This window comes from Romboutsia sp. (assembly GCF_056995035.1).
The window spans coordinates 73,496-95,427 of sequence record NZ_JBXKIW010000016.1; the positions used below are offsets into that span (position 1 = coordinate 73,496).

The window sequence follows — 21,932 nt, forward strand, 5'->3', positions numbered from 1 at the left end:
GTAAGAATTATGAAGGTTATAGTAATTGGGGGCGGTAAGGTAGGATTTTACCTTATAAAAACTCTAAAAAATAAAAAGCATGATATTACGTTAATAGAAAAAGACAAAGCATTATGTGAAAAAATATCAGATCAAATAGATATAGATATAATAAATGGAGATGGAACTGATATAGAAGTATTAAAAGATGCAGATATAGATGTAGCAGACGTGGTAGCTGCAGTTACGGGTAAGGATGAAGAAAATTTAGTAATATGCCAAGTTGCTAAGCAAAACTTTAACATACAGCATACAATGGCAAGAGTAAATAATCCTAAAAACCAAACACTTTTTAAAAGTTTAGGAGTGGATAACACTGTATGTAGTACACAAGTAATAACAAACCTAATTGACTGGGAATGTGAAAGTGATAAAATCAAAATAATCCAAACCTTCGAAAGAGGAGAAATGGTACTTGTGGAAGTTGAAATAGATGAAAAAATAACTTGGTGCAATAAAGCAATAAAAGATTTAAATATACCAATAAACACTGTAATAGTATCTGTTTTTAGAGAAGGACAGGTTATATATCCAAAGGGTAATACCATAATACAAGACCATGATAAAGTTGTAATAGTAACAGATAGTAAGAATATGATAAATGAAGGCAAAAAGATATATTCAGTATTAGAAGAATCATTATTCAAACATTAATGAATTATAAATAAAGTTAATTAAATTGATTTTTGAGTCAACTATAGGTCATATTAGCGAAATGAATTTTTTATTTGAGGTGGAGAAAATGTTAAAAAGTAAAGAGATAATAAGTGGTATGTTAAAAGAAGTATCATACATGTGTATATTAGTGGTAATTTTGATAGCAATGACAGAAATTATATAAAAGGAGAAAGCTATGAAAGCAGCTGAAAGAAATAGAAATGATTTAAAAGTAATAAGCTACTACACTGGATATATAGTTATAGGAACAGCGCTTCTTATGCTAATTCCAATGTTAATAGCTTTAGTTTTAAGAGAGTATGAGCCACTATTAGACTTTACTATAAGTATGAATATATCATTAATACTAGGATTGACATTAATGACATTAGGTAATGTAAATAAAGATAAGGTATATATGGAATGGAAGCACGGTCTTATAATAGCATCACTATCTTGGATTGTATTAATGATGTTATGTGCTATACCATATTATTTAAGTAATCATATGGTATCTTTTATAGATGCTTGCTTTGATGTTATGAGTGGATTTACCACTACAGGAGTATTTTTACTACAAGATTTAGACCATGCAAGTATTAGTCTTAATATATGGAGACATATTATCACATTTGTTGGTGGTCAAGGTATGGTTGTTTTAGCTATAATGTTTTTACCTAAACAAACACAAGGTGCATATAAAATGTACGTTGGAGAAGGTAAGGATGTTGAATTAGTTCCAAATGCAAAGCATACAACAAAATTAATATGGCAAATAAGTTTATTATACTTTGCAGTAGGTACTTTTGTATTCTGGATAGATGGAATGTTTATAGGATTAAATCCTTTAAGTTCTTTATATCATGCTGCCTGTATATTTGCAGCAGCATGGAGTACAGGTGGATTTTCACCAATGAGTCAAAATATATTATATTATCATAGTTTTTCATATGAAATAATAACTATAATATTCTTTATGCTAGGAACTTTAAACTTTGGATTCCACTACTCTGTTTGGAAAGGAAATAAAAAAGAAATTTATAAAAATATAGAAGTACAAACCCTTTTTGTAACAATAATGATAACATCATTTTTCACAGTAAAAGGATTAACAATGCTTAATGTATATCCTGATGCAATATCACTTTTTAGAAAAGGTGTTTATGGATTATTATCTGCACATACTACAACAGGATTTATGACCGTTTATGCAAGACAGTTTGCCCTAGAATGGGGTAATTTTGCTATTTTAATTATGATAATAGCAATGCTTCTTGGAGGTTGTGCGTGTTCAACAGCAGGTGGAGTAAAGGCTCTTAGAATAGGTATTGTATTTAAAGGATTAATGGCAGATATAAAAAAATCACTAGTATCAGAGAGAAGAGTAAAGGTATTTAAGTTCCACCATTTAAAAGAACAGACATTAGATAGTGATTTAGTTAAATCTAGTGCGATAATAATACTTTTATATATGATGTTATTTTTAATAGGTACAATGATAGGGTGTTATTATGGATATTCATTATTAGACTCAGCTTTTGAATCAGCATCTATATCTGGAAATGTTGGTTTATCAATAGGGATAACGTCAGTTGCTATGCCTTTAGGACTTAAACTATACTATATATTAGCTATGTATTTAGGTAGATTAGAATTTATATCAGTATTTGTTTTAATAGGATTTACTATTGGAGGAATTAAAAAGATATGTATAAGAAAATAAAAAAAATCTTGCTAGTAGTCACTATATGCATCTTTTTTAGTGTACCTACAAAAGTTAATGCAAATGTATATAGCTTAAATGATTTAGTTGAAAATGGAAAAGAATTCGATAAAAAAGAAGTAACCGTAAAAGGAGAAGCAATTGGAGAAGCTTTAGAAAGAAAAGATTATACTTGGATAAACATAAATGATACAACTAATGCTATGGGTATATATATGACTAAAGAAGATTCAGATAAGGTAAAAACCTATGGTGGATATAGTAAAATAGGTGATACTATACAAGTATCAGGGAAATTTAATAGAGCATGTAAAGAACATGGTGGAGATATGGATATACATGCAAAAAAAGTTGAATTAGTTAAAAAGGGTGAAATTTTAAAGCAAACTTTCCCTAAAGCTAAAGTTTATATAGCGGCAGTATCATTAATAATTGTAGCTATATTATATAAAATATACAAAAAAGAAAAATAAATATATGTTTTAATAAAGTTCCCACAGTTGTTCTATGGACACAAACAATAGGCATGTTCTTAGGAAGGCTTGAAATATGGATTGTATTTATAGCATTAATAAAAATTTGTAGATTTAATAATTTAAATAAAGAGTCTAGAAATATAATTGTGTATTCTCCAGATAAATTTTATAACTATGAAAAATCAAGAATAACTAAAACTAATTAAATAGATAGTGTATGAATAAGTTATAATAAAGATAGCACCTTAAGACAATATTTATTTTAAGGTGCTAAAAAATTAATCAACTAACATGAAATCTATATGTAAAAAACCATCTTTTACACCGTCTACTTGAACTTCTCTAAGTAAACATTTTATTATATCTCCATTTAAATTCAACTCTAAAACTCCAGTATTTTCTCCAGCATCAACCATTCTAGCAAAATCAGTTTTATATACTGAAATAGGAATGCTTCTATCTAATTGATTACCGAAAATAACTGCAGGTATATACCCTCTTTCTCTTATAAATCTAGTCTTTTCATTTAAATCTCTACTAACTACATTTAACATAATATATTAACCTCCTAGTATAAGTAATGATATTAGTGTTGATTACCTTTAATAAATAATATTTAAGTATTGTATGAATTATTCATAAAAAATGAGTATTGGTACTAATGCATAAAACTATATCTGAGATTTATAAAGTAAAGAATATATAAGAGAAACTAAGGAAAAATAGTATTAATTATTATAGAGGTAGAAATTGTTATTAAGAGGTGAAAATATGTTTAAGCCTAAGAGAGTAATATTTGAAAAGGGAACATTAGAGACAGAAATAGGAAAAAATATATATGATGAAGTAAAAGATGATAAAACTATTGAAATTATAAAACTTACTTCAAATAAAATAAAAGGACATATACCGGGTGAAAATTTATATGAACAATATAGAGCAGGAAAAGAAACATTAGTAGTAGGAATAAGAAAAACGTTAAAGTTTCAAACTTGTAAACCATCAGCAAATTATCAACTTCCATTAGTGAGTGGATGTATGGGAAGGTGTGAATATTGCTATTTAAACACTCAACTAGGTGACAAACCATTTGTAAGAGTATTTGCTAATATAGATGATGTACTAAATCAAGCTAAAAAATATATAGAAGAAAGATTGCCAGAGATAACTATATTTGAAGGAGCAGCTACATCAGATCCAGTACCAGTTGAACCTTATACAAATACTTTAAGAAAAACTATAGAATTTTTTGGTCAAGAAGAAAAAGGAAGATTTAGATTTGTTACTAAATACAACGATATTGACAATTTACTAGATATAAAACATAACAATCACACAGAAATAAGATTTAGTATAAATACTCCTAAAATAATAGATACTTATGAACATCATACAGCATCATCATATAAAAGAATTGAAGCTGCGGCTAAAGTAGCAAAAGCAGGATATCAAATAGGGTTTATAATTGCACCAGTATTTTTATATGACAATTGGAAGCAAGATTATATAGAATTAATCAAATCTATAAAAGAAAAGTTACCTAAAGAATTTAATGAACAAATTATATTTGAAGTTATTTCTCACAGATACACTACTAAAGCTAAAAACACAATACTAGAGATTTTTCCACAAACTACATTACCTATGAATGATGAAGAAAGAAAATTTAAATATGGTCAATTTGGATATGGAAAATATGTTTATACTAAAGAACAATTATCAGATATGAAAGAATTTTTTCAAATACAAATAAAAGAAGTGTTTCCTGATAGTATAATAAAGTATATAATCTAGAGATTATTATTATAAGTTATAAATTAGTAAGGCGATGATTAAAGAGTATAAGCTTATAAAACTATAGTAATAGATACATTTTAATTTATATATACTTTTATTAGGATTATAAAATCTTGGAGGTATGTATAATGAAAATGTATTCAAGAAAAAATGGTTATAGAAAAGGATCTGAAAATAATATTCCTAATGTACTTGCATTTACTATGATTAGAAATTTTTTATCTGATAAAAGTCATGAAGAAATGAGACATGAATATTTTATAAATAACTTAAGTACCAAACAAGTCAATCAGGCTATGAGAGATATAAAGTGGCTATTTAAAGAATACAAAGGTTTAGATGTTGTTACCATAGAGAACGTTGATGGTAATGTGAATAAAATTATAGTATAATATCAAGCAAAAAACAAGAATACACTCATAAACAATTGATTGCTTATGAGTGTATTTTCATATATAGATTGATAAATACAATTTTGACACTTGAAATGTAAACTTTTTTAAAAAAATAGTTGACCTAAATAATAAAAACTACTATCATTTAATTAGTAAACTTATACATGGAACAAAGTTTACTAATGGGAGGGTATAAATGATAGATAAAATTAATTCATTGAAAAGAGATATATTGAATGGAAATTTAATTACATATGAAGAAGCATTATATCTTATAGATATAGAAATAAATGATGAGAATGGTTTAAATGAATTATTTAAAGCTGCAAATGAAATAAGAAAAAAATTTATGGGTAATAAAGCTGACCTATGTACAATAATGAATGCTAAATCAGGTAAGTGCAGTGAAGATTGTAGATTCTGTGCTCAATCGGGGCATTACAATACTGGAGTAGAAGAATATTCATTACTTAGTTATAAAGATATATTAAAAAGGGCTAAAGAAATGGAAGAAAAGGGAGTACATAGATTTTCGTTAGTAACGAGTGGCAGAGGAGTTAAGGGCGAGGAGTTTAATAAAGTAGTTGATATATATAGAAGATTGCACAAAGACACAAATTTGAGTCTCTGCGCATCATTAGGAATAATAGATTATGGACAAGCTAAAAAATTAAAAGAAGCTGGTGTGCAGATGTATCATCATAATGTTGAAACATCTAGGGATAACTATAAAAATATATGCACCACACATACATATGAAGATAGAATCGAAACGATAAAGAATGTACAAAAATCAGGAATGGACCTTTGTGTAGGTGGTATATTGGGTCTTGATGAGAGTAAAGAACAAAGGCTAAAGATGGCATTTGAAATAAGAGAATTAAATATAAAATCAATACCATTAAATATTTTAAATCCAATAAAAAATACACCTATGGAAAATTGCAAAAAACTAGAACCGTTAGAAATATTAAAAACTATGGCAGTATATCGATTTATAAATCCATCAGCGTATATAAGATATGCAGGGGGTAGAATGTTACTTAAAGGATATGAAGAACTAGGTTTTAATGGAGGAGTAAATTCAGCATTAGTTGGAGACTATTTAACTACTATAGGATCAGATATACAAGATGATAAACAAATGATAATTTGTCAAGATTTTGAAATATAGGGGGTGCATTATGGGAAGAGGTATTTTTATAATAGGAACGGATACTGATGTAGGAAAAACTTTTGTTACAGGTGGACTTACATATATATTAAAACAAAACGGATACAACGTAATATCATATAAGCCTATTCAAAGCGGGGGCATTGTAAGTGAAGACTGTAAAACTTTAATTCCTCCGGATTGTAAATACATAAAAGAGATTTGTAATTTAGACAATGATTACAATGAGATGAATACATATTGCTTAAAAAAAGAAGTCTCACCACATTTAGCTGCAAGGATAGAAAATATAGATATTGTAAAGCAAGAGATAATATGTCATTATAAAGAACTTATAAATAAATATGATTATGTTATCGTGGAAGGTGCTGGTGGAATAGTGGTACCTTTGATTGAAAATAACTATTTTGTATATGATTTAATCAAAGATTTAAATCTTGATACAGTGATTGTATCAAGAGCAGGTGTAGGAACTATAAATCATACTGTTCTTACCGTAGAATTTCTAAAGAAACATAATATTAATACTAAAGGAATTATTATAAATCAGTACAGTAACAAGTTTTATGAAGATGATAATATTGAAATGATTAAAAAATTAACTCAATTAGATATAGTACAAAAGATAAGCAAGATAGAAGATATATCATTAGAAAAGATAAGAAAAGAATATGAAAAAATAGATTTAGAAAAAGTATTAAATTTATTTGAATAAAGGGGAGATGTTAAAAATGAGTATGAAGGAACTTCAAGAAAAAGATTTAAAATATGTTTGGCATCCATGTTCTCAGATGAAAGATTATGAAAAATTTCCTCCAATAGTAATTGAAAAAGGTAAAGGTGTATTTCTTTATGATGTAGATGGCAATAAATACTTAGATGCCGTTTCATCTTGGTGGGTTAATTTATTTGGTCATTCAAATCAAAGAATAAATGATGCTCTATATAAACAAGCTAATACTTTAGAACATGCTATATTTGCAAATTTTACTCATAAACCAGCAATAGAACTTTGTGAGAGAATTGTTTCTTTAACTCCAGATAGACTACAAAAAGTATTCTTTGGAGATAATGGTTCTTCTGCTATAGAGATAGCATTAAAATTAAGTTTTCAATATCATCAACAAATAGGCAAAACTAAGAAAACTAGATTTGTAAATATAACAGATGCATATCACGGTGAAACTATAGGTGCATTATCTATGGGAGATATGGACTTATATAGTAAAGTATATAAACCAATACTACTTGACTCATTTAAAGTGGAAGGTCCTGATTGTTTTAGATGTAAATTCAATAAGGAAAGAAACACATGTAATGCTGAATGTTTTACAAATATGGAGAAACAAATAGAAGAAATACATGAAGACGTAAGTGCAGTAATAATAGAACCTTTAGTGCAATGTGCAGCAGGTATGAAAATATACTCACCAAAATATTTAGTAAAACTAAGAGAACTATGTGATAAATACGATATAAACTTAATTGCTGATGAAATAGCAGTAGGTTTTGGAAGAACAGGCAAGATGTTTGCTTGTGAACATGCAAATATTTCACCTGATATAATGTGCTTATCAAAAGGACTTACAGCAGGATATATGCCACTTTCATTAGTGCTAATGAGTAACAAAATATATGATGCATTCTATGATGAATATAACACGATGAAGGCATTTTTACATAGTCATAGTTATTCAGGGAATCCATTAGGATGTAGTGTTGCTTTAGAAACTTTAAAGATATTTGAAGATGAAGAGGTATTAAAAAATAATGAAGCTAAAAGCAAATATCTAAGAAAAAAAGTAGAAAGCATATTAAAAGACATTCCACATGTGGGAGAATATAGACAAGTAGGTATGATAGGTGCAATTGAGCTAGTTAAAGATACGTGTAGTAAAGAACCTTTTGAAACAGAAAGAAGAGTAGGATATAACATATATCAAAAAGCCTTGAAAAAAGGAGTTCTTTTAAGAGCTTTAGGTAATATAATTTACTTCATGCCACCTTATGTAATAAACAAAGAAGAAATTGATTTTATGATAGAAGCTGCTAGAGACAGCATAATAGAATATTTCAACGAAAATAAATTTTAGATAAGGAAAAGAGTTAGAGATGAATAGTAAGAATAGAGAAATAACATTAACAGCTTTATTAGCTGTCATAATTGCGATATCAGGGACCTTTAAATTACCAGGGCTTATACCTGGCACAGAATTTCAAATGTCAGCGCCTATAGCGATAGGAATATGCGCAACATTTGGATTTAAGAGGTATATTACATCTGGTATAATAGCTAGCTTTATAAATTTGATTATGGGAACGAACACTATATTAAATGTAGTTGTAGCTATGGTATTTAGAATTGTAGCTGGAGGGCTAATAAGCTACTTAGGTGCGGGAATTATAATTGTTTCACTAGCAGGTCCTATAGGAACATTTATAGCTAGAATAGTTATGTCATTTATAGTAGGGACACCATTAAAATCATTAATTTTAGCTGCATTGCCAGGCATGGTTTATACATTGCTATCTTCATATTTTATTTATAAAGTAATAGAAAAAATAGTTAAAAATACACCATATAATAATTTTATTAAATCTGTAGAAATAGGCTGAAAAAGATATGGCATTATATAGTGTAAAAATGAGATCCTCAAAAGAGGATAATCACATATCAGGATCAGAAAACATAGTTAAAGAAAATGACTTAGAAAAAACGGTTGGTTTGCTAGTAAAAAGGGCATTGTCTCATCCAAAAGGTAGTTCTGATTTTATAAATATAAAAATTGAAGAGTTAAAAAAAGATGATATAGAACTTATAACGCCACTAGAAGTTACAACTATTGATGTAGAAAATTATGAACAAGGACTAAATGCAGTGAAATTAGTATTAGTCAATTTAGGAATAGACAATAAAAAAGCTGATAAGATACTAAAATTACTCATAGGCACAAAAGATATGAGGGGGGCTATTTTATTAGATATCAACACAATGGAAAGAGTGGAGTATGATAGAAATAGAGGTATAAGAGCTACTTATATGGATTTTGAAAACTCTAATTTGAGTCATTTAAGTAAAGAAAAAGAATATAACTCACATTTTATAGAAGCTTTAGCTCTTGCCAGTAAGGTAATAAATTGCCCTTATATAATAGGTGAAGTTTGTTACTCAGATGACCCAGATTATACTGCAGGTTATATAGCATCTAAAAAATATGGATATATGAGATTTCCACATCTAAAGGAATTAGGAGATACTAGTGGAGGAAGAGTATTTTTATATGATTCATGCATTGATAAGGTAGATAAGTGCATAGATTATATTGAAAATAAAAAAGTTCTTATAAAAAATGATATAAACTTTAATAAAAATATATTGTATAAAGACTTTATGAATATTAAATGATAAGAAGGACTGAAATTCAGTCCTTCTTATATTAAAAAAATTTAAATGGAGATATATATGTTAGATATAAGCGATAAACTAAAAAGTATTAAAGAAAATAACCTATATAGAGAAATCAGATATCTAAGTATGCCACAAGATAAAGTTACAGTTATAGATGGAAAAAAAGTACTTTTAATGTCATCAAATAACTATTTAGGTCTTTGTAATCATCATAAAGTAAAACAAGCAGCAATTGATGCTATAAATGAATACGGATTAGGATCAGGAGGTTCTAGGTTAACAACAGGAAGCTATGATTTACACAAAAAATTAGAAGAAAAGATAGCTAAATTTAAAGGATGTGAAGCAGCTTTAGTTTTCAATACTGGATATATGGCTAATTTAGGTGTGATATCTGCAATATGTGACCAAGATTATTCTATATTTAGTGATGAATTAAATCATGCAAGTATAATAGATGGTTGCAGGCTTTCTAAGGGAAATATAATAGTTTATAAGCATAATGATATAAAAGATTTAGAGTATAAAATAAAATCTATTAATCCTAAAAAAGGAATTATAGTTACAGATAGTGTATTTAGCATGGATGGCGATATTGCAAAGATACCAGAGATTGTTAAGATAGCTAAAAAATATAATTTACTTACTATGGTAGATGACGCACATGCTACAGGTGTTATAGGTAATAATGGAAAAGGAAGTAGTGGATACTTTAGTTGTGATGTAGATATAACGGTAGGAACTTTAAGTAAGGCAATAGGTAGTGAAGGTGGATTTGTATGTGCTAATAAGAAAATTATTGATTACTTAAAAAATAAAGCAAGAAGCTTTATATTTTCAACAGCGATATCTCCAGCTGTAATAAATGGTGCTATTGCTAGTTTGGATATACTTGAAAATAGCAATAGCTTAGTTGAAAAACTTCAATCTAATGTATCATATTTATGTAAAAGATTAAGAGATATAGGTTTTGATATTAATAGTGAAAGTCCAATTATACCTATAATAATAGGTGAAGAACATAAGGCTATGGATTTTAGTAAGAGCTTACTAGAAGAAGGGATTTATATACCAGCAATAAGATATCCAACTGTAAAGAAAGGTGAAGCAAGGCTTAGAATGACTGTTATGATGATGATATTGACTTTGTTATACAGAAGATAAATGAAATTAAGAAGTATATTAAATTATAAGTCATCTACTTATTTAAAAACTCTGCTATAATAAATGAACTGAGCCTAATATTTCAGACAGCTTATCAAAGTCACTAAGATGTTAAAAGATGAGTCTTGTATTCTATAGGGGTCATCTTTTTTAATGTCCATTGTTTTTTCTTATTTATAATAATCCATATAATCAGATATTGTAGATTTCAACTCATCAAAAGTTTTACATGATTTATAATCAACCTCATCTTTGAAATGTTCAATTAAACGTTACATTATTACTTCATTTTTACTAAATGGTATATAGAGTATTTAGAAAATTATATAACTATATTTAAAGAAAAGATATAATATAAAAAATATAGTATAGATGAATTTGAAGGGAAATTAAAATGATTGACAATGATAAACTTAAATTTTGATAATAATTATATAAATAATCAAAAATAACTTGAAATTCGGAAAAATATAAGCTGTTTTAATGATATACTATAAAAGTTGAATTTATATATAGGAGGAAATGCGATTTGATATTAGTATATGCAAGTATCATTTTAATGTTATTATATGATATTAAAATTTTAAAATTTGGAGAGTATAATTCAAATTCATTAAGTATGAAGAATAGTAATGCTATAAAGGGATTGGCAGCAGTAGTTGTAGTATTACATCATATATCTCAAAAGGTGAACAATATAGAGGGTTTATTATTTTTTAGGAATTTAGGTTATTTATCAGTTTCTATATTTTTCTTTTATTCTGGTTATGGATTGATGAGAAGTTATGATTCTAAAGAAAATTATTTAAATGGATTTTGGACAAATAGAATGCCCAAAATAATAATACCTTTTATACTATCAAATGTATTATTTCTTGTAGTACAGATAGTATTATTAGGTAGCAAATTTTCGCCATATGACATTTTAAGATATATATTTGGAATAAGACTAATTGATGGTTACAAATGGTATATAATAGCGACTATTATTTTATATAGTGGTTTTTATTTTATGTTTAAGTATTTAAAAAGAAGGAAAGCTATATTGGCTATATTTTTCCTGATAACAGCATATTGTTTAATTTGTCGCCGAATTGGAAATGGTGAATGGTGGTATAATGCTACTTACTGTTTCTTAATAGGGATTTTATTTGGAGGATATCATAAATCAATATTTATACTTATAAAGAAAGAATATGGTATGATAACTTTAGTTATGCTGACAATTTTTGTTTTAATATTTAAATTGAATATTCATGCAGGAAATATTTTAACTGCTATAGTTTCATCAGCATTTTTTGTATTAGTATGTGCATGTTTACTTATGAAAGCCGAAATAGGAAACAACATTATAAATTTCTTAGGAAGTATTTCATATGAAATATACTTAGTTCAAAGAATTATATTAGATGGATTCAGTAGAATAAATAATGGATATATATATTTAATTGTATGTATATCAACGTGTATTTTAGTAGCATATGTATTTAGCATTTTTGTAAAAAAAATTATTAGTATATATATGAATATAATTAATAAAAATCAGATACAATTACAATTATAAATTGGAAGTATATAAAAAGAGATGTTTTATTATTTAATAAAACATCTCTTTTTATATACTAAATTTTTCTATTTATTTTGGATATAATTAGTAATATACAAATGTAATATAAAAAGTATTAAGGAGAAAAATCATGATTATAGGATTGATATCAGACACACATGGATTGCTTAGAAAAGAAGTAATAGAAAAACTAAGAGGTTGTGATTTAATAATTCATGCAGGTGATATAGGTGAATTTGAAGTAGTAGAAAAATTAAAAAGTATAGCACAAACGGAATTAATAAGAGGGAATTGTGATAAAAATATAGATACTAGTATAATACCAGAAGAAAAAATTATAGAGGTTAGTGGAAAAAGAATATACTTAATTCACGATATAGGGAAATTAAAAGTAGATTTAAATAAAGAAAATATAGACATTGTAGTATACGGACATTCACATAAGGAGAATATATATACAGAAAATGGTATAATATATATAAATCCAGGTTCAGTAGGACCTAAAAGATTTAAACTTCCTATAACCATGGCAAAGCTATATATTAACGAGAAAAAAATAAATAAAGAAGTATTAAAAGATAATATGTTTAAATTAAATGAGTACTATATTGAATTTATAGATGTTTTAAAATAAAATCAAGGTACTATAAGCATTAAACTTTATTAGTAGGAAGCTTAGTATATATAATAAGGAAAAATTTAATAGAAAAACTATTATTAGAAAGGATAAAATATGTTTGGTTATGTAAAGATAAATAAAATGGATTTAACATTTAGAGAATATGAACATTACCGAGGATACTACTGTGGACTATGTAAATATTTAAAAGACAATCATGGCGAAATATCAAGATTATCATTAAATTATGATATAACATTTTTAATATTAATATTAACATCAGTATATAGACCTGAGCCTACAGTCCTTGAAGAAGGTTGTATTGTTAATCCATTTAAAAAGAAAAAGAAAATAATAAATGAAATAACAGAATATGCAGCAAGTATGAATGTACTTCTTACATATTATAAATTAGAAGATAATTTAAAAGATGATAAGGGCATAAAAGATATATTAGCATATAATATATATAAGGGTAAACTAAAATTAGCATATGAAAAGTATCCTGAAAAAGCGGAAGTTATAAAAAATCAATTAGATATATTATACAATTTAGAGCAAGAAAAAAATATAAATATAGACCTAGTATCAAATACTTTTGGAAATCTTATGTCAGAAATATTTGCATACAAAAAAGATGAATTTGAAAAAGACTTAAGAAAAATAGGATTTAATGTAGGCAAATATATATATTTACTTGATGCGTATGAAGACTTGGATAAAGACTATGAAAAAGGAAGATACAATCCTTTTATAGAATACATAGACAAAAGAGAAGAGTTAAAAATAAGAGCAGATAAACTTATAGGCATGTCATTAGGTATGTTAGGAAGAAGTATAGATAATTTAAATTTAAAAGTTAATACAGGTATAATTGAGAACATTATTTATTCTGGTGTTTATCTTAGGTATCAAAATATATTAGAAAAAGGGTGTGAAACAAATGTATAGTAACACATACAACAATGAAAATTTTATAAATGTAAGAAAGTTTATTGAGGGTAATGAATTTGAAAAAGCATATCAATTCTTAAAGAACTTAAGTGAAAAATGTGCAACATGGTATTATCTAAATGGTATTTCTGCTATGAATATAGGATACTATGAAGAAGGAGAAGAAAGTATAAAGAAAGCTAATACTATGGATCCTAAAAATATAGAATATCAACAAGCATTAGATACATTTAATTTTTATAGAGATGATTATAGAGATAGATCACATAGATACAATAGAAGAAGACGTGGAGATTTAGATGGATGTTGTTGCTGTTGTTGTGGAGATGATTGTTGCGAAAACTGTATGAAATTATGGTGCTTAGACTCATGTTGTGAATGTTGTGGTGGAGATATAGTAGGGTGTTGCTAGGAGGTTGTTATGAGTAAAAGAGTAGCCTATGGCGGCATTTTATTGTCTATAAATATAATTTTACTGTTACTTATAAATGTAATACCCATAAATACATTGTTTATCATGGGATTAGCATCACTACCTATATCTATAGTAATAATGGAATGGGGTCCTAAAAGTGGAGTTGCTTTTTATATAGCATCAGTAGTGTTAGGATTTATGGTTATGGCTAATAAAGCTCATTGGATTATATATATATTAACATTTGGTTTATATGGAATAGTAAAATATATAATAGAACAAGATAGATCTGTATATATTGAATACTTATTAAAAATTGTGTTTGCTAATATTATAATATCAGTTATATATTTTTTATTGAAGCCATTTGTATATATACCTATAAATATAATTACAATACTTGTATTTGAAGTTGTATTTATAGTATATGACCATGTATACACTTTATTTATAGAGTACTACAATCAGAAATTAAAAAGAATTATTAAAAATATATAAATAAAATGCTATATATTTTCGAAAAGAAAATATATAGCATTTTTTAAGGATTTTTTTATTGTGAATTTATACTATATATCAAGGATATTTATATTTGGAGATAAAGAATAAACTATATCTTTTCTTTCTACAATTATTTTAGTGCACTTTGATATATTTTCATCATTTGAGATATGATTTATAAGTTCTTTTGTAGGGTTTATAGCAATAGGATTACCAACTCTTCTTAACATATTTATATCTCCATTAGTGTCTCCATACGCATAAGATTTAGATAAATCTATATCATATTTTTCGATAAAATTATCTATAGCAGTATTTTTACTTGCAGAGTCCCACATTGGGATAACTGTACCATTGAAAACGTCATTTTCAAATACATAATCACTACCTATAAAATCTGTAACATTATATTTTTCAGCCATTTTTTCAACTAAAAAATTAGGGCTACCAGATATGAATATTACTATATGATTGTTATCTAAATGCCACTTTATTCTTGAACGAGTGTATTTATAAACTCTATCAGATTTAAGTTTTATAACTTGGTCACTAGTAAAGTCAATGCATGTTTTATCAAGACCAATTAAAGAATTTACGTATAGCTCACATACATCATCTAAATAATCATCGTAGTTTCCTTGTCTTTTATCCCAATCCATGAAAGTATCCCTTGCATGTTCGAACCAAGCTTTTTGGTCGATTATATCGTATTTAACTAATTTTTTGAAATGTTCAACCATAAGAGAGTCTCTATAAAGAGTACCGTCTATATCAAAAAAAGCTGCTGTTTTTTTCATAAATATCACCTCGATTAAGCATTTATTTTATTATATTATAAATTTCATAGAAGTTGTAAAATTATATGAAATAAATTTAATTAAAATTATTTTGATGATTAAGGCTGACTTATAATATAATGTATAGTTAATAGATATAATTAACTATTAAATCATAATTAGTTTATAGTATATTCTTAAACATATACATTAATTATAATAAATATATTTATAAAAATTCGAACTTAAATACGATGGATATTAAATGTACATAAAAAATAAGGATGTGATTTTATGAAATTCAACTTTGCTAAAGTAACAAATTCAAGGCTTATGGGAAGTATGGGACTTTTAATAAATTGGGAAAAAGATAAAGAAAATATATATCAATATTTTTTATTAGATTCAGAAGGACTAGGATTAGATGATTATGTAAGTTTAAAAAATCCTACTAAAGATGAAGCATATAGAGAAGAAGAAAGATTAATGGGTGGATTAGGTTCAGATAGAATTAGAATATCTGAGGAAGAAGCTCTATTCTTAGTAAGTTATTATGGTAATAAGAATAAATATTATGAAAAGCCGCTTCCAGGTAATACAGAAGAATATATAGATATAATAAATAATTGTGAATCAAAAATAACAATAGAAGAAATGTATCCTAAGATATGTAAAAAAGTAACTGAAGATATTGAATTTATAAATTATATGACAATGAGATTTATTGCTTGGGATAGAGAGAGTTTAAAATACTTCTCAGGTAGTGAAGAAATTTCTAATATGCATATTACTAATATCAATGGAACTCTTCTAAAAAACCAAGTAACTAAAAAAGGTAATGGGAAATATATCAGTGAAGCTATATATGAAGATAATGACGGATATTATGTATCAAAGATAGCTTTCAATATATCCAAAAATGGTGATACTTTCAAAATAAATTCAATGTTAGCAACAGATAAAGAATCTATATATGATTTTGAGGTATTTGATGAAATAGCAAAAGAAGAGCTAGTAAGTATATATGAGCTTAGTAAGGCTGAAGAATTTGTAGAAAAATTTTATATAGACAATCCCTTTTTATTAAGAAGTGATATGGAAGAGGGAACTTTCTTTACGAGGTTTAATTTTAATAACAATCATGTTAAAAATGAGATATATGTTATAAATAATGATATGAGGGCTATATATTATCAAGTAGGTGATAAATTCTTTGTTGGAACGTATAGTGATAATGATAGAAAATATATAAATAAAATACTTCAATGTAATTATAAAGAATATATTAAACTTGAAGAAGAACTGTATTTTGAAGAACATGTTCTATATGATTTTGTGGAATCAGGGTCAGATGACTTTGAAGATTTTTTAGACTAAAATTTTATTCACTCATGTCACCAAAAATATAACGCTCGTATATACTTGGTCACATAAGTTTCTTAAATAAAAATAAAGCCACGACATTCTAGTCAGTGGCTTTATTTTGTATTTATAATATTGGGGGAATATTATGAGGAATACATTACTATTGTAGACAAATATTAAAAGTTTTATAACACTTATTATAAATTTTTTTACATTTCTTCTTCGTCAAATTCCTCCATGTGTATTTGAGGCATACCAGGCATCATCATATAAGGGAGCATCATACCAGGGGGCATCATTGGCATACCTGGATACATCATGCCTGGTATAGCCATTTGTTGCATGCCATGAGGCATACAAGGCATCATACCTGGCATCATACCTTGGGACATTCCTTGCATTTGGCCCGGCATCATGCCCGGCATCATACCTTGGGGCATTCCTTGCATTTGGCCCGGCATCATGCCTGGCATCATACCTTGAGGCATTCCTTGCATTTGACCTGGCATAAACATGCCGTCTTCCATGTCTTCCATGTCTTCAAAGTCAAATTCACAGTCTTCTAGTGGGTTTTGACCCATGACAGGATTATACATACAAGGATTCATATAAGTCATATAACTCCCCATCGTCATATTAGAATTCATTTGATATCCAGAATCAGGAACTCCATTCACACCATAAGGGTTTGAATATATCATAGGATCTATATAAGGCATAGGGTATATATAATCAGGATCCATATCATCATTTTGTTTATTTGAGAACATATCAAAACTCATATTAAATCATCCCTCCTAAAAAATACTTAAAGAACTATAATAATTTACTCTAATAATATATATATTAGAAAAAATAGTATTATGTGCATTTTATTAAAATTTACATAATTTGAGTTGCAAAATATGAGATACAAGCATACAATATAATATATGAATAGTTATTCATATGTTTCAATAAAATTATGGAGGAGTTAAAATGAGAGAGAATCTAAATACATGTGATTGCAAAGAAATACATGAAGATATAGTTAATGAAGTAAAAGGTTGTATGCCAGAAGATGAAATGCTTTATGATTTAGCGGAGTTATTTAAAGTATTTGGAGATACAACAAGGGTAAAAATACTATATGCACTATTTTCAAATGAGATGTGTGTATGTGATATAGCAAGTTTATTGGGAATGACTAATTCAGCCATATCTCATCAGCTTAGAGTATTAAAGCAAGCGAGATTAGTTAAATTTAGAAAAGAAGGTAAGGTAGTTTATTATTCATTAGATGATAATCATATAAGCCAAATATTTGACTGTGGCTTAAATCACATTCAAGAAACATACAAACGATAGGGGGAACAGTTATGGCTATTTGTAGTTTGATTAAAAAAGAAATGATACTAGGTGGATTAAATTGTGCGCATTGTGCAGAGGAAATCAATGAAAAGGTATCAAAAATGAAGGAGATAGAATCAGCAAATTTAAATTTTATTAATAAAAAACTTACTTTAAATATAATAAGTAGTTCAAACGAAGACGAAATTATAAATAAAGTTATAGATATAATAAATTCAACAGAACCAGGCTTGAATATAGAAGTAGTAAATAATTCAAAAAATATTAAGAGAGATATAATATTAGGTGGATTGAATTGTGCACACTGTGCAGAAGTTATAAATGAGAAAGTATCAAAGTTAGAAGGTATTGAAGCATCAAATTTAAATTTTATAAATAAGAAGCTTAGTATAGAGATAAAAAAATCTTTAAATGAAAAAGAACTAATAGAAAAGGTGATAGGTATAGTAAATGATACTGAACCTGGGTTAGATATACAAATAAATAATGAAAAAGCTAAAATTAACAAAGTTACTAAAGAAGAAAATAAAATTGATGTAGATAAAAAAGATTTAGTTAAACTAATAATAGGGGCAGTAGTATATATATTTGGTATATATCAAACTGCAACAGGGTTTGAAAGTCTAGTTGGTAATTTAATATTTATATTAGCTTATATAATAGTAGGTGGAGAAGTACTTGTAAAAGCATTAAGAAATGTTATTAAAGGAAGAATGTTTGATGAAAACTTCTTAATGGCTATAGCCACAGTAGGTGCATTATCTATAGGTGAATTACCAGAAGCTGTTGGAGTTATGTTATTTTATCAGATAGGAGAATTTTTACAGGGAATTGCAGTAGGTAAATCAAGGAAGTCAATAACAGCTCTTATGCAAATAAGACCAGATGCTGCTAATTTAAAAGTAGGATCAGATATAAAAGTCGTTTCGCCAGAAGATATAAGCGTAGGAGATATAATCGTTGTAAAACCAGGAGAAAAGGTACCTTTAGATGGTGTAGTAGTAGAGGGCATGTCAATGGTTGATACATCTGCACTTACAGGAGAGTCTGTATTAAGAGAAATTTCCGTAGGGGAAGATATCTTATCAGGATTTATAAATAAAAATGCATTATTAATTGTAAAAGTAACCAAGGAGTTTGGGGAATCAACTGTATCTAAAATATTAGATCTTGTTGAAAATGCAAGTAGTAAAAAATCTAAGACAGAAAATTTCATAACTAAGTTTTCAAAATACTACACTCCAGCTGTAGTTATATCAGCTATGTTAATTGCATTTGTACCACCACTTATAATACCTAATGCTATATTTAGTGATTGGTTATATAGAGGTTTAGTATTCTTAGTTGTTTCATGTCCTTGTGCATTAGTATTATCTATACCACTTACTTTCTTTAGTGGAATAGGATTTGCATCTAAGAATGGTATTTTAATAAAAGGAAGTAACTATCTAGAAGTCTTAAGAAGTGTAGATACTGTAGTATTTGATAAGACAGGAACACTTACGAAAGGTGTATTTAAAGTAACTAAAGTAAATCCAGTAGGTATCTCAGAAGATAAGTTATTAGAGTATGCAGCATTTGCAGAAGCTAATTCTAATCATCCTATAGCTAAATCAATAATAAAATATTATGATCAAAAGATAGACTTAGATAAGATAGATAGCTATGAGGAGATAGCGGCTTATGGAATTAAGATAAGTTATAATGGAGAAAATATATTAGCTGGAAATGAAAAATTAATGAGAAAAGAGAACATATTCTATGCACCAACTGAAGAAGTTGGAACAGTAGTGTATATAGCTGTAAATAAAATCTATAGAGGATATATAGTAATATCAGATGAAATAAAAGATGATAGTATAGAAGCTATAAAGCAATTAAAGGCTATGGGTATAAAAGAAGTTGTGATGTTAACCGGTGATAATGAGAAAGTTGCAAATAGCATTGCAACACAATTAGGATTAGACAAAGTATATTCAAACTTACTTCCTAATGAGAAGGTAGACAAGCTAGAAGATATATATAAAGGTAAAGCGGAGAAAGAGAAGGTAATCTTCGTTGGAGATGGTATAAATGATGCACCAGTTTTAGCTCGTGCAGATGTTGGGATAGCTATGGGGGCTTTGGGATCTGATGCAGCAATAGAAGCAGCAGATGTAGTGCTTATGACAGATGAACCAAGTAAAATTGCTAAGGCTATTGAAATAGCAAGTAAGACAAATAAGATAGTATGGCAAAATATAATATTTGCGTTAGGAGTAAAAATCATAGTTTTAATATTAGGAGCAGGCGGAGTTGCTACTATGTGGGAAGCTATATTTGCTGATGTAGGTGTTGCATTAATAGCAGTACTAAATGCCATGAGAGCGATGAAATAATATTAAAAAACCGTAGCAATATAGTTTTAAATCTATATTGCTACGGTTTTATTTTTGTTAAAAATCATCTACATATATTTATATAACAAATTTAAATACACAGAAGAAATGCGTTAAAGTACCTAACATAATGAATATATGGAAAATTTCATGAAATCCAAGATACTTTGATTTTAAAAAATTTGGTTTAGTTGCATAAATTAAAGCACCTATAGTATAGAAAATTCCACCAACAACAAGTAATGTTAATCCTTGTGAAGAAAGAGCTTTATTCAATGGAGCCATTAAAAATATAGAAATCCAACCCATTGCAACATATATAAGAGTAGAAATCCATCTAGGGCAGTTAAACCAAATTAATTTAAAACATACCCCTGCAACTGCAGATGCGAATATTATTCCAAATAGTATCCAACCAGTCGGACCATTTAATGCGATTAAGCAAAATGGAGTATATGAACCTGCTATCAACACAAATATCATAGCATGATCTAATCTTCTTAGAAAACTTATTACCTTATCGCTAGAAACAACTAAATGATAAGTTGCAGAAGCAGCATATAAAAGAATCATACTTAATCCAAATATTATTACAGCAGTTAATGCTATAGTAGAAGGATTATTTAATGTTGTTTTTATTACTAATGCCAATAAACCAATAAAAGATAGAATGGCACCAACAAGATGTGTGAATCCATTTATTGGTTCTCTGAGATAATTATTCATAGAACACCTCCCTAATTATATAGAAAATATTATTGAAATTATATATACATAAATTATATATTAATATATTTACCCACAAATTTGAAAAATAATAAATATATTTATAATCTATTAATATTATACTCTAAATTATTGAAGTATATATATATTTAGAATAAAAATAAATAAAATATAATAGCGTAAATTGTAGATAAAATCATGCTTTAGATTTTTTTATAATTTTAAAAAAAATAAATTTATAAAAAGATTTTAAAAAAAGTATTGACGACATTATTTGGGGGTGGTATAGTTATACTTGTCCTTAAGAAAAGGGCAAACATAAAAGAAAAAATGAACTTTGAAAATTAAACAGTAGGTTAATTTATAGAATTTGAAACAACCAAACATAAAGCCAGATATATAACAGTATCTGAGCCCTAGATAAACTTTTATTTGAGAGTTTGATCC

The 21,932-nt window shown here is 27.2% G+C and carries 23 protein-coding genes; 19 read left to right on the forward strand and 4 right to left on the reverse strand.

From position 1 onward, the window contains the following. Positions 1-9: 9 nt before the first annotated feature. The 3 genes from AC11VW_RS01915 to AC11VW_RS01925 all read left to right on the forward strand — a co-directional run bounded on the left by AC11VW_RS01915 (position 10) and on the right by AC11VW_RS01925 (position 2,892). On the forward strand, positions 10-693 hold the full coding sequence (locus AC11VW_RS01915; RefSeq protein WP_484299707.1) for a potassium channel family protein: 684 nt from the start codon (positions 10-12) through the stop codon (positions 691-693). A 199-nt stretch (positions 694-892) separates the two neighbouring features. Beyond that, positions 893-2,419, forward strand: a complete 1,527-nt coding sequence (locus AC11VW_RS01920; RefSeq protein ID WP_484299708.1) for a TrkH family potassium uptake protein — start codon at positions 893-895, stop codon at positions 2,417-2,419. Then, positions 2,404-2,892: a hypothetical protein gene (locus AC11VW_RS01925; RefSeq protein WP_484299709.1), complete on the forward strand. Its 489-nt coding sequence runs from the start codon at positions 2,404-2,406 to the stop codon at positions 2,890-2,892. Before AC11VW_RS01920 ends, AC11VW_RS01925 begins: the two co-directional genes overlap by 16 nt. Before the next feature lie 281 nt (positions 2,893-3,173). On the opposite strand, the gene AC11VW_RS01930 is transcribed toward AC11VW_RS01925, so the two are convergent. Further along, on the reverse strand, positions 3,174-3,449 hold the full coding sequence (locus tag AC11VW_RS01930) for a hypothetical protein (RefSeq protein ID WP_484299710.1): 276 nt from the start codon (positions 3,447-3,449) through the stop codon (positions 3,174-3,176). A gap of 217 nt (positions 3,450-3,666) precedes the next feature. On the opposite strand from AC11VW_RS01930, the gene splB reads away from it, so the two are divergent. The 13 genes from splB to AC11VW_RS01995 all read left to right on the forward strand — a co-directional run bounded on the left by splB (position 3,667) and on the right by AC11VW_RS01995 (position 14,887). Then, positions 3,667-4,689, forward strand: coding sequence for a spore photoproduct lyase (gene splB, locus AC11VW_RS01935; protein WP_484299711.1), 1,023 nt, complete (start codon positions 3,667-3,669; stop codon positions 4,687-4,689). A gap of 131 nt (positions 4,690-4,820) precedes the next feature. Then, positions 4,821-5,084, forward strand: coding sequence for a hypothetical protein (locus AC11VW_RS01940; protein ID WP_484299712.1), 264 nt, complete (start codon positions 4,821-4,823; stop codon positions 5,082-5,084). 199 nt (positions 5,085-5,283) lie between these two features. Then, positions 5,284-6,261: a biotin synthase BioB gene (bioB, locus tag AC11VW_RS01945; RefSeq protein ID WP_484299713.1), complete on the forward strand. Its 978-nt coding sequence runs from the start codon at positions 5,284-5,286 to the stop codon at positions 6,259-6,261. A gap of 10 nt (positions 6,262-6,271) precedes the next feature. Continuing rightward, on the forward strand, positions 6,272-6,976 hold the full coding sequence (gene bioD / locus AC11VW_RS01950; protein ID WP_484299714.1) for a dethiobiotin synthase: 705 nt from the start codon (positions 6,272-6,274) through the stop codon (positions 6,974-6,976). A gap of 16 nt (positions 6,977-6,992) precedes the next feature. After that, entirely contained in the window at positions 6,993-8,354 is a 1,362-nt protein-coding gene (gene bioA / locus AC11VW_RS01955; protein WP_484299715.1) for an adenosylmethionine--8-amino-7-oxononanoate transaminase, read from the forward strand. 19 nt (positions 8,355-8,373) lie between these two features. After that, a complete protein-coding gene (locus AC11VW_RS01960; protein ID WP_484299716.1) occupies positions 8,374-8,877 on the forward strand; it encodes a hypothetical protein in 504 nt (167 codons plus the stop codon). A 7-nt stretch (positions 8,878-8,884) separates the two neighbouring features. Continuing rightward, complete coding sequence (locus AC11VW_RS01965) at positions 8,885-9,667, forward strand: 6-carboxyhexanoate--CoA ligase (protein ID WP_484299717.1); 783 nt, start codon at positions 8,885-8,887, stop codon at positions 9,665-9,667. A 57-nt stretch (positions 9,668-9,724) separates the two neighbouring features. Next, positions 9,725-10,834, forward strand: coding sequence for an 8-amino-7-oxononanoate synthase (gene bioF / locus AC11VW_RS01970; protein ID WP_484299718.1), 1,110 nt, complete (start codon positions 9,725-9,727; stop codon positions 10,832-10,834). Positions 10,835-11,363: 529 nt separating this feature from the next. Further along, positions 11,364-12,398, forward strand: coding sequence for an acyltransferase family protein (locus AC11VW_RS01975; RefSeq protein ID WP_484299719.1), 1,035 nt, complete (start codon positions 11,364-11,366; stop codon positions 12,396-12,398). Between the two features lie 133 nt (positions 12,399-12,531). Further along, positions 12,532-13,035, forward strand: coding sequence for a metallophosphoesterase family protein (locus AC11VW_RS01980; RefSeq protein ID WP_484299720.1), 504 nt, complete (start codon positions 12,532-12,534; stop codon positions 13,033-13,035). 99 nt (positions 13,036-13,134) lie between these two features. Next, positions 13,135-13,971, forward strand: coding sequence for a DUF5685 family protein (locus AC11VW_RS01985; protein WP_484299721.1), 837 nt, complete (start codon positions 13,135-13,137; stop codon positions 13,969-13,971). After that, positions 13,964-14,386, forward strand: a complete 423-nt coding sequence (locus AC11VW_RS01990) for a hypothetical protein (RefSeq protein ID WP_484299722.1) — start codon at positions 13,964-13,966, stop codon at positions 14,384-14,386. The genes AC11VW_RS01985 and AC11VW_RS01990 overlap by 8 nt, the downstream gene beginning before the upstream one ends. Before the next feature lie 9 nt (positions 14,387-14,395). After that, the gene (locus AC11VW_RS01995; protein WP_484299723.1) at positions 14,396-14,887 is read left to right on the forward strand and encodes a hypothetical protein; all 492 of its coding nucleotides are present in this window, start codon (positions 14,396-14,398) and stop codon (positions 14,885-14,887) included. Positions 14,888-14,958: 71 nt separating this feature from the next. Here the strand turns inward: AC11VW_RS01995 and AC11VW_RS02000 are convergent, their stop codons facing one another. Further along, positions 14,959-15,687: an HAD family hydrolase gene (locus tag AC11VW_RS02000; protein WP_484299724.1), complete on the reverse strand. Its 729-nt coding sequence runs from the start codon at positions 15,685-15,687 to the stop codon at positions 14,959-14,961. Positions 15,688-15,960: 273 nt separating this feature from the next. On the opposite strand from AC11VW_RS02000, the gene AC11VW_RS02005 reads away from it, so the two are divergent. Continuing rightward, positions 15,961-17,043, forward strand: coding sequence for a hypothetical protein (locus tag AC11VW_RS02005; protein WP_484299725.1), 1,083 nt, complete (start codon positions 15,961-15,963; stop codon positions 17,041-17,043). 197 nt (positions 17,044-17,240) lie between these two features. Here the strand turns inward: AC11VW_RS02005 and AC11VW_RS02010 are convergent, their stop codons facing one another. Beyond that, positions 17,241-17,813, reverse strand: coding sequence for a hypothetical protein (locus AC11VW_RS02010; protein WP_484299726.1), 573 nt, complete (start codon positions 17,811-17,813; stop codon positions 17,241-17,243). Positions 17,814-18,009: 196 nt separating this feature from the next. Here AC11VW_RS02010 and AC11VW_RS02015 point away from each other — a divergent pair, with 196 nt between their 5' ends. Then, a complete protein-coding gene (locus AC11VW_RS02015; protein WP_484299727.1) occupies positions 18,010-18,378 on the forward strand; it encodes an ArsR/SmtB family transcription factor in 369 nt (122 codons plus the stop codon). A gap of 11 nt (positions 18,379-18,389) precedes the next feature. Further along, on the forward strand, positions 18,390-20,759 hold the full coding sequence (locus AC11VW_RS02020) for a heavy metal translocating P-type ATPase (RefSeq protein ID WP_484299728.1): 2,370 nt from the start codon (positions 18,390-18,392) through the stop codon (positions 20,757-20,759). Between the two features lie 78 nt (positions 20,760-20,837). On the opposite strand, the gene trhA is transcribed toward AC11VW_RS02020, so the two are convergent. After that, on the reverse strand, positions 20,838-21,485 hold the full coding sequence (gene trhA / locus AC11VW_RS02025) for a PAQR family membrane homeostasis protein TrhA (protein ID WP_484299729.1): 648 nt from the start codon (positions 21,483-21,485) through the stop codon (positions 20,838-20,840). Between the last annotated feature and the right edge of the window lie 447 nt (positions 21,486-21,932).

Bases quoted from the DNA above. Each gene is read 5' to 3' on its own strand.
- AC11VW_RS01915 (WP_484299707.1), top strand. From the start codon at position 10: ATGAAGGTTATAGTAATTGGGGGCGGTAAGGTAGGATTTTACCTTATA.
- AC11VW_RS01920 (WP_484299708.1), top strand. From the start codon at position 893: ATGAAAGCAGCTGAAAGAAATAGAAATGATTTAAAAGTAATAAGCTAC.
- AC11VW_RS01925 (WP_484299709.1), top strand. From the start codon at position 2,404: ATGTATAAGAAAATAAAAAAAATCTTGCTAGTAGTCACTATATGCATC.
- AC11VW_RS01930 (WP_484299710.1), bottom strand. From the start codon at position 3,449: ATGTTAAATGTAGTTAGTAGAGATTTAAATGAAAAGACTAGATTTATA.
- splB (WP_484299711.1), top strand. From the start codon at position 3,667: ATGTTTAAGCCTAAGAGAGTAATATTTGAAAAGGGAACATTAGAGACA.
- AC11VW_RS01940 (WP_484299712.1), top strand. From the start codon at position 4,821: ATGAAAATGTATTCAAGAAAAAATGGTTATAGAAAAGGATCTGAAAAT.
- bioB (WP_484299713.1), top strand. From the start codon at position 5,284: ATGATAGATAAAATTAATTCATTGAAAAGAGATATATTGAATGGAAAT.
- bioD (WP_484299714.1), top strand. From the start codon at position 6,272: ATGGGAAGAGGTATTTTTATAATAGGAACGGATACTGATGTAGGAAAA.
- bioA (WP_484299715.1), top strand. From the start codon at position 6,993: ATGAGTATGAAGGAACTTCAAGAAAAAGATTTAAAATATGTTTGGCAT.
- AC11VW_RS01960 (WP_484299716.1), top strand. From the start codon at position 8,374: ATGAATAGTAAGAATAGAGAAATAACATTAACAGCTTTATTAGCTGTC.
- AC11VW_RS01965 (WP_484299717.1), top strand. From the start codon at position 8,885: ATGGCATTATATAGTGTAAAAATGAGATCCTCAAAAGAGGATAATCAC.
- bioF (WP_484299718.1), top strand. From the start codon at position 9,725: ATGTTAGATATAAGCGATAAACTAAAAAGTATTAAAGAAAATAACCTA.
- AC11VW_RS01980 (WP_484299720.1), top strand. From the start codon at position 12,532: ATGATTATAGGATTGATATCAGACACACATGGATTGCTTAGAAAAGAA.
- AC11VW_RS01985 (WP_484299721.1), top strand. From the start codon at position 13,135: ATGTTTGGTTATGTAAAGATAAATAAAATGGATTTAACATTTAGAGAA.
- AC11VW_RS01990 (WP_484299722.1), top strand. From the start codon at position 13,964: ATGTATAGTAACACATACAACAATGAAAATTTTATAAATGTAAGAAAG.
- AC11VW_RS01995 (WP_484299723.1), top strand. From the start codon at position 14,396: ATGAGTAAAAGAGTAGCCTATGGCGGCATTTTATTGTCTATAAATATA.
- AC11VW_RS02000 (WP_484299724.1), bottom strand. From the start codon at position 15,687: ATGAAAAAAACAGCAGCTTTTTTTGATATAGACGGTACTCTTTATAGA.
- AC11VW_RS02005 (WP_484299725.1), top strand. From the start codon at position 15,961: ATGAAATTCAACTTTGCTAAAGTAACAAATTCAAGGCTTATGGGAAGT.
- AC11VW_RS02010 (WP_484299726.1), bottom strand. From the start codon at position 17,813: ATGAGTTTTGATATGTTCTCAAATAAACAAAATGATGATATGGATCCT.
- AC11VW_RS02015 (WP_484299727.1), top strand. From the start codon at position 18,010: ATGAGAGAGAATCTAAATACATGTGATTGCAAAGAAATACATGAAGAT.
- AC11VW_RS02020 (WP_484299728.1), top strand. From the start codon at position 18,390: ATGGCTATTTGTAGTTTGATTAAAAAAGAAATGATACTAGGTGGATTA.
- trhA (WP_484299729.1), bottom strand. From the start codon at position 21,485: ATGAATAATTATCTCAGAGAACCAATAAATGGATTCACACATCTTGTT.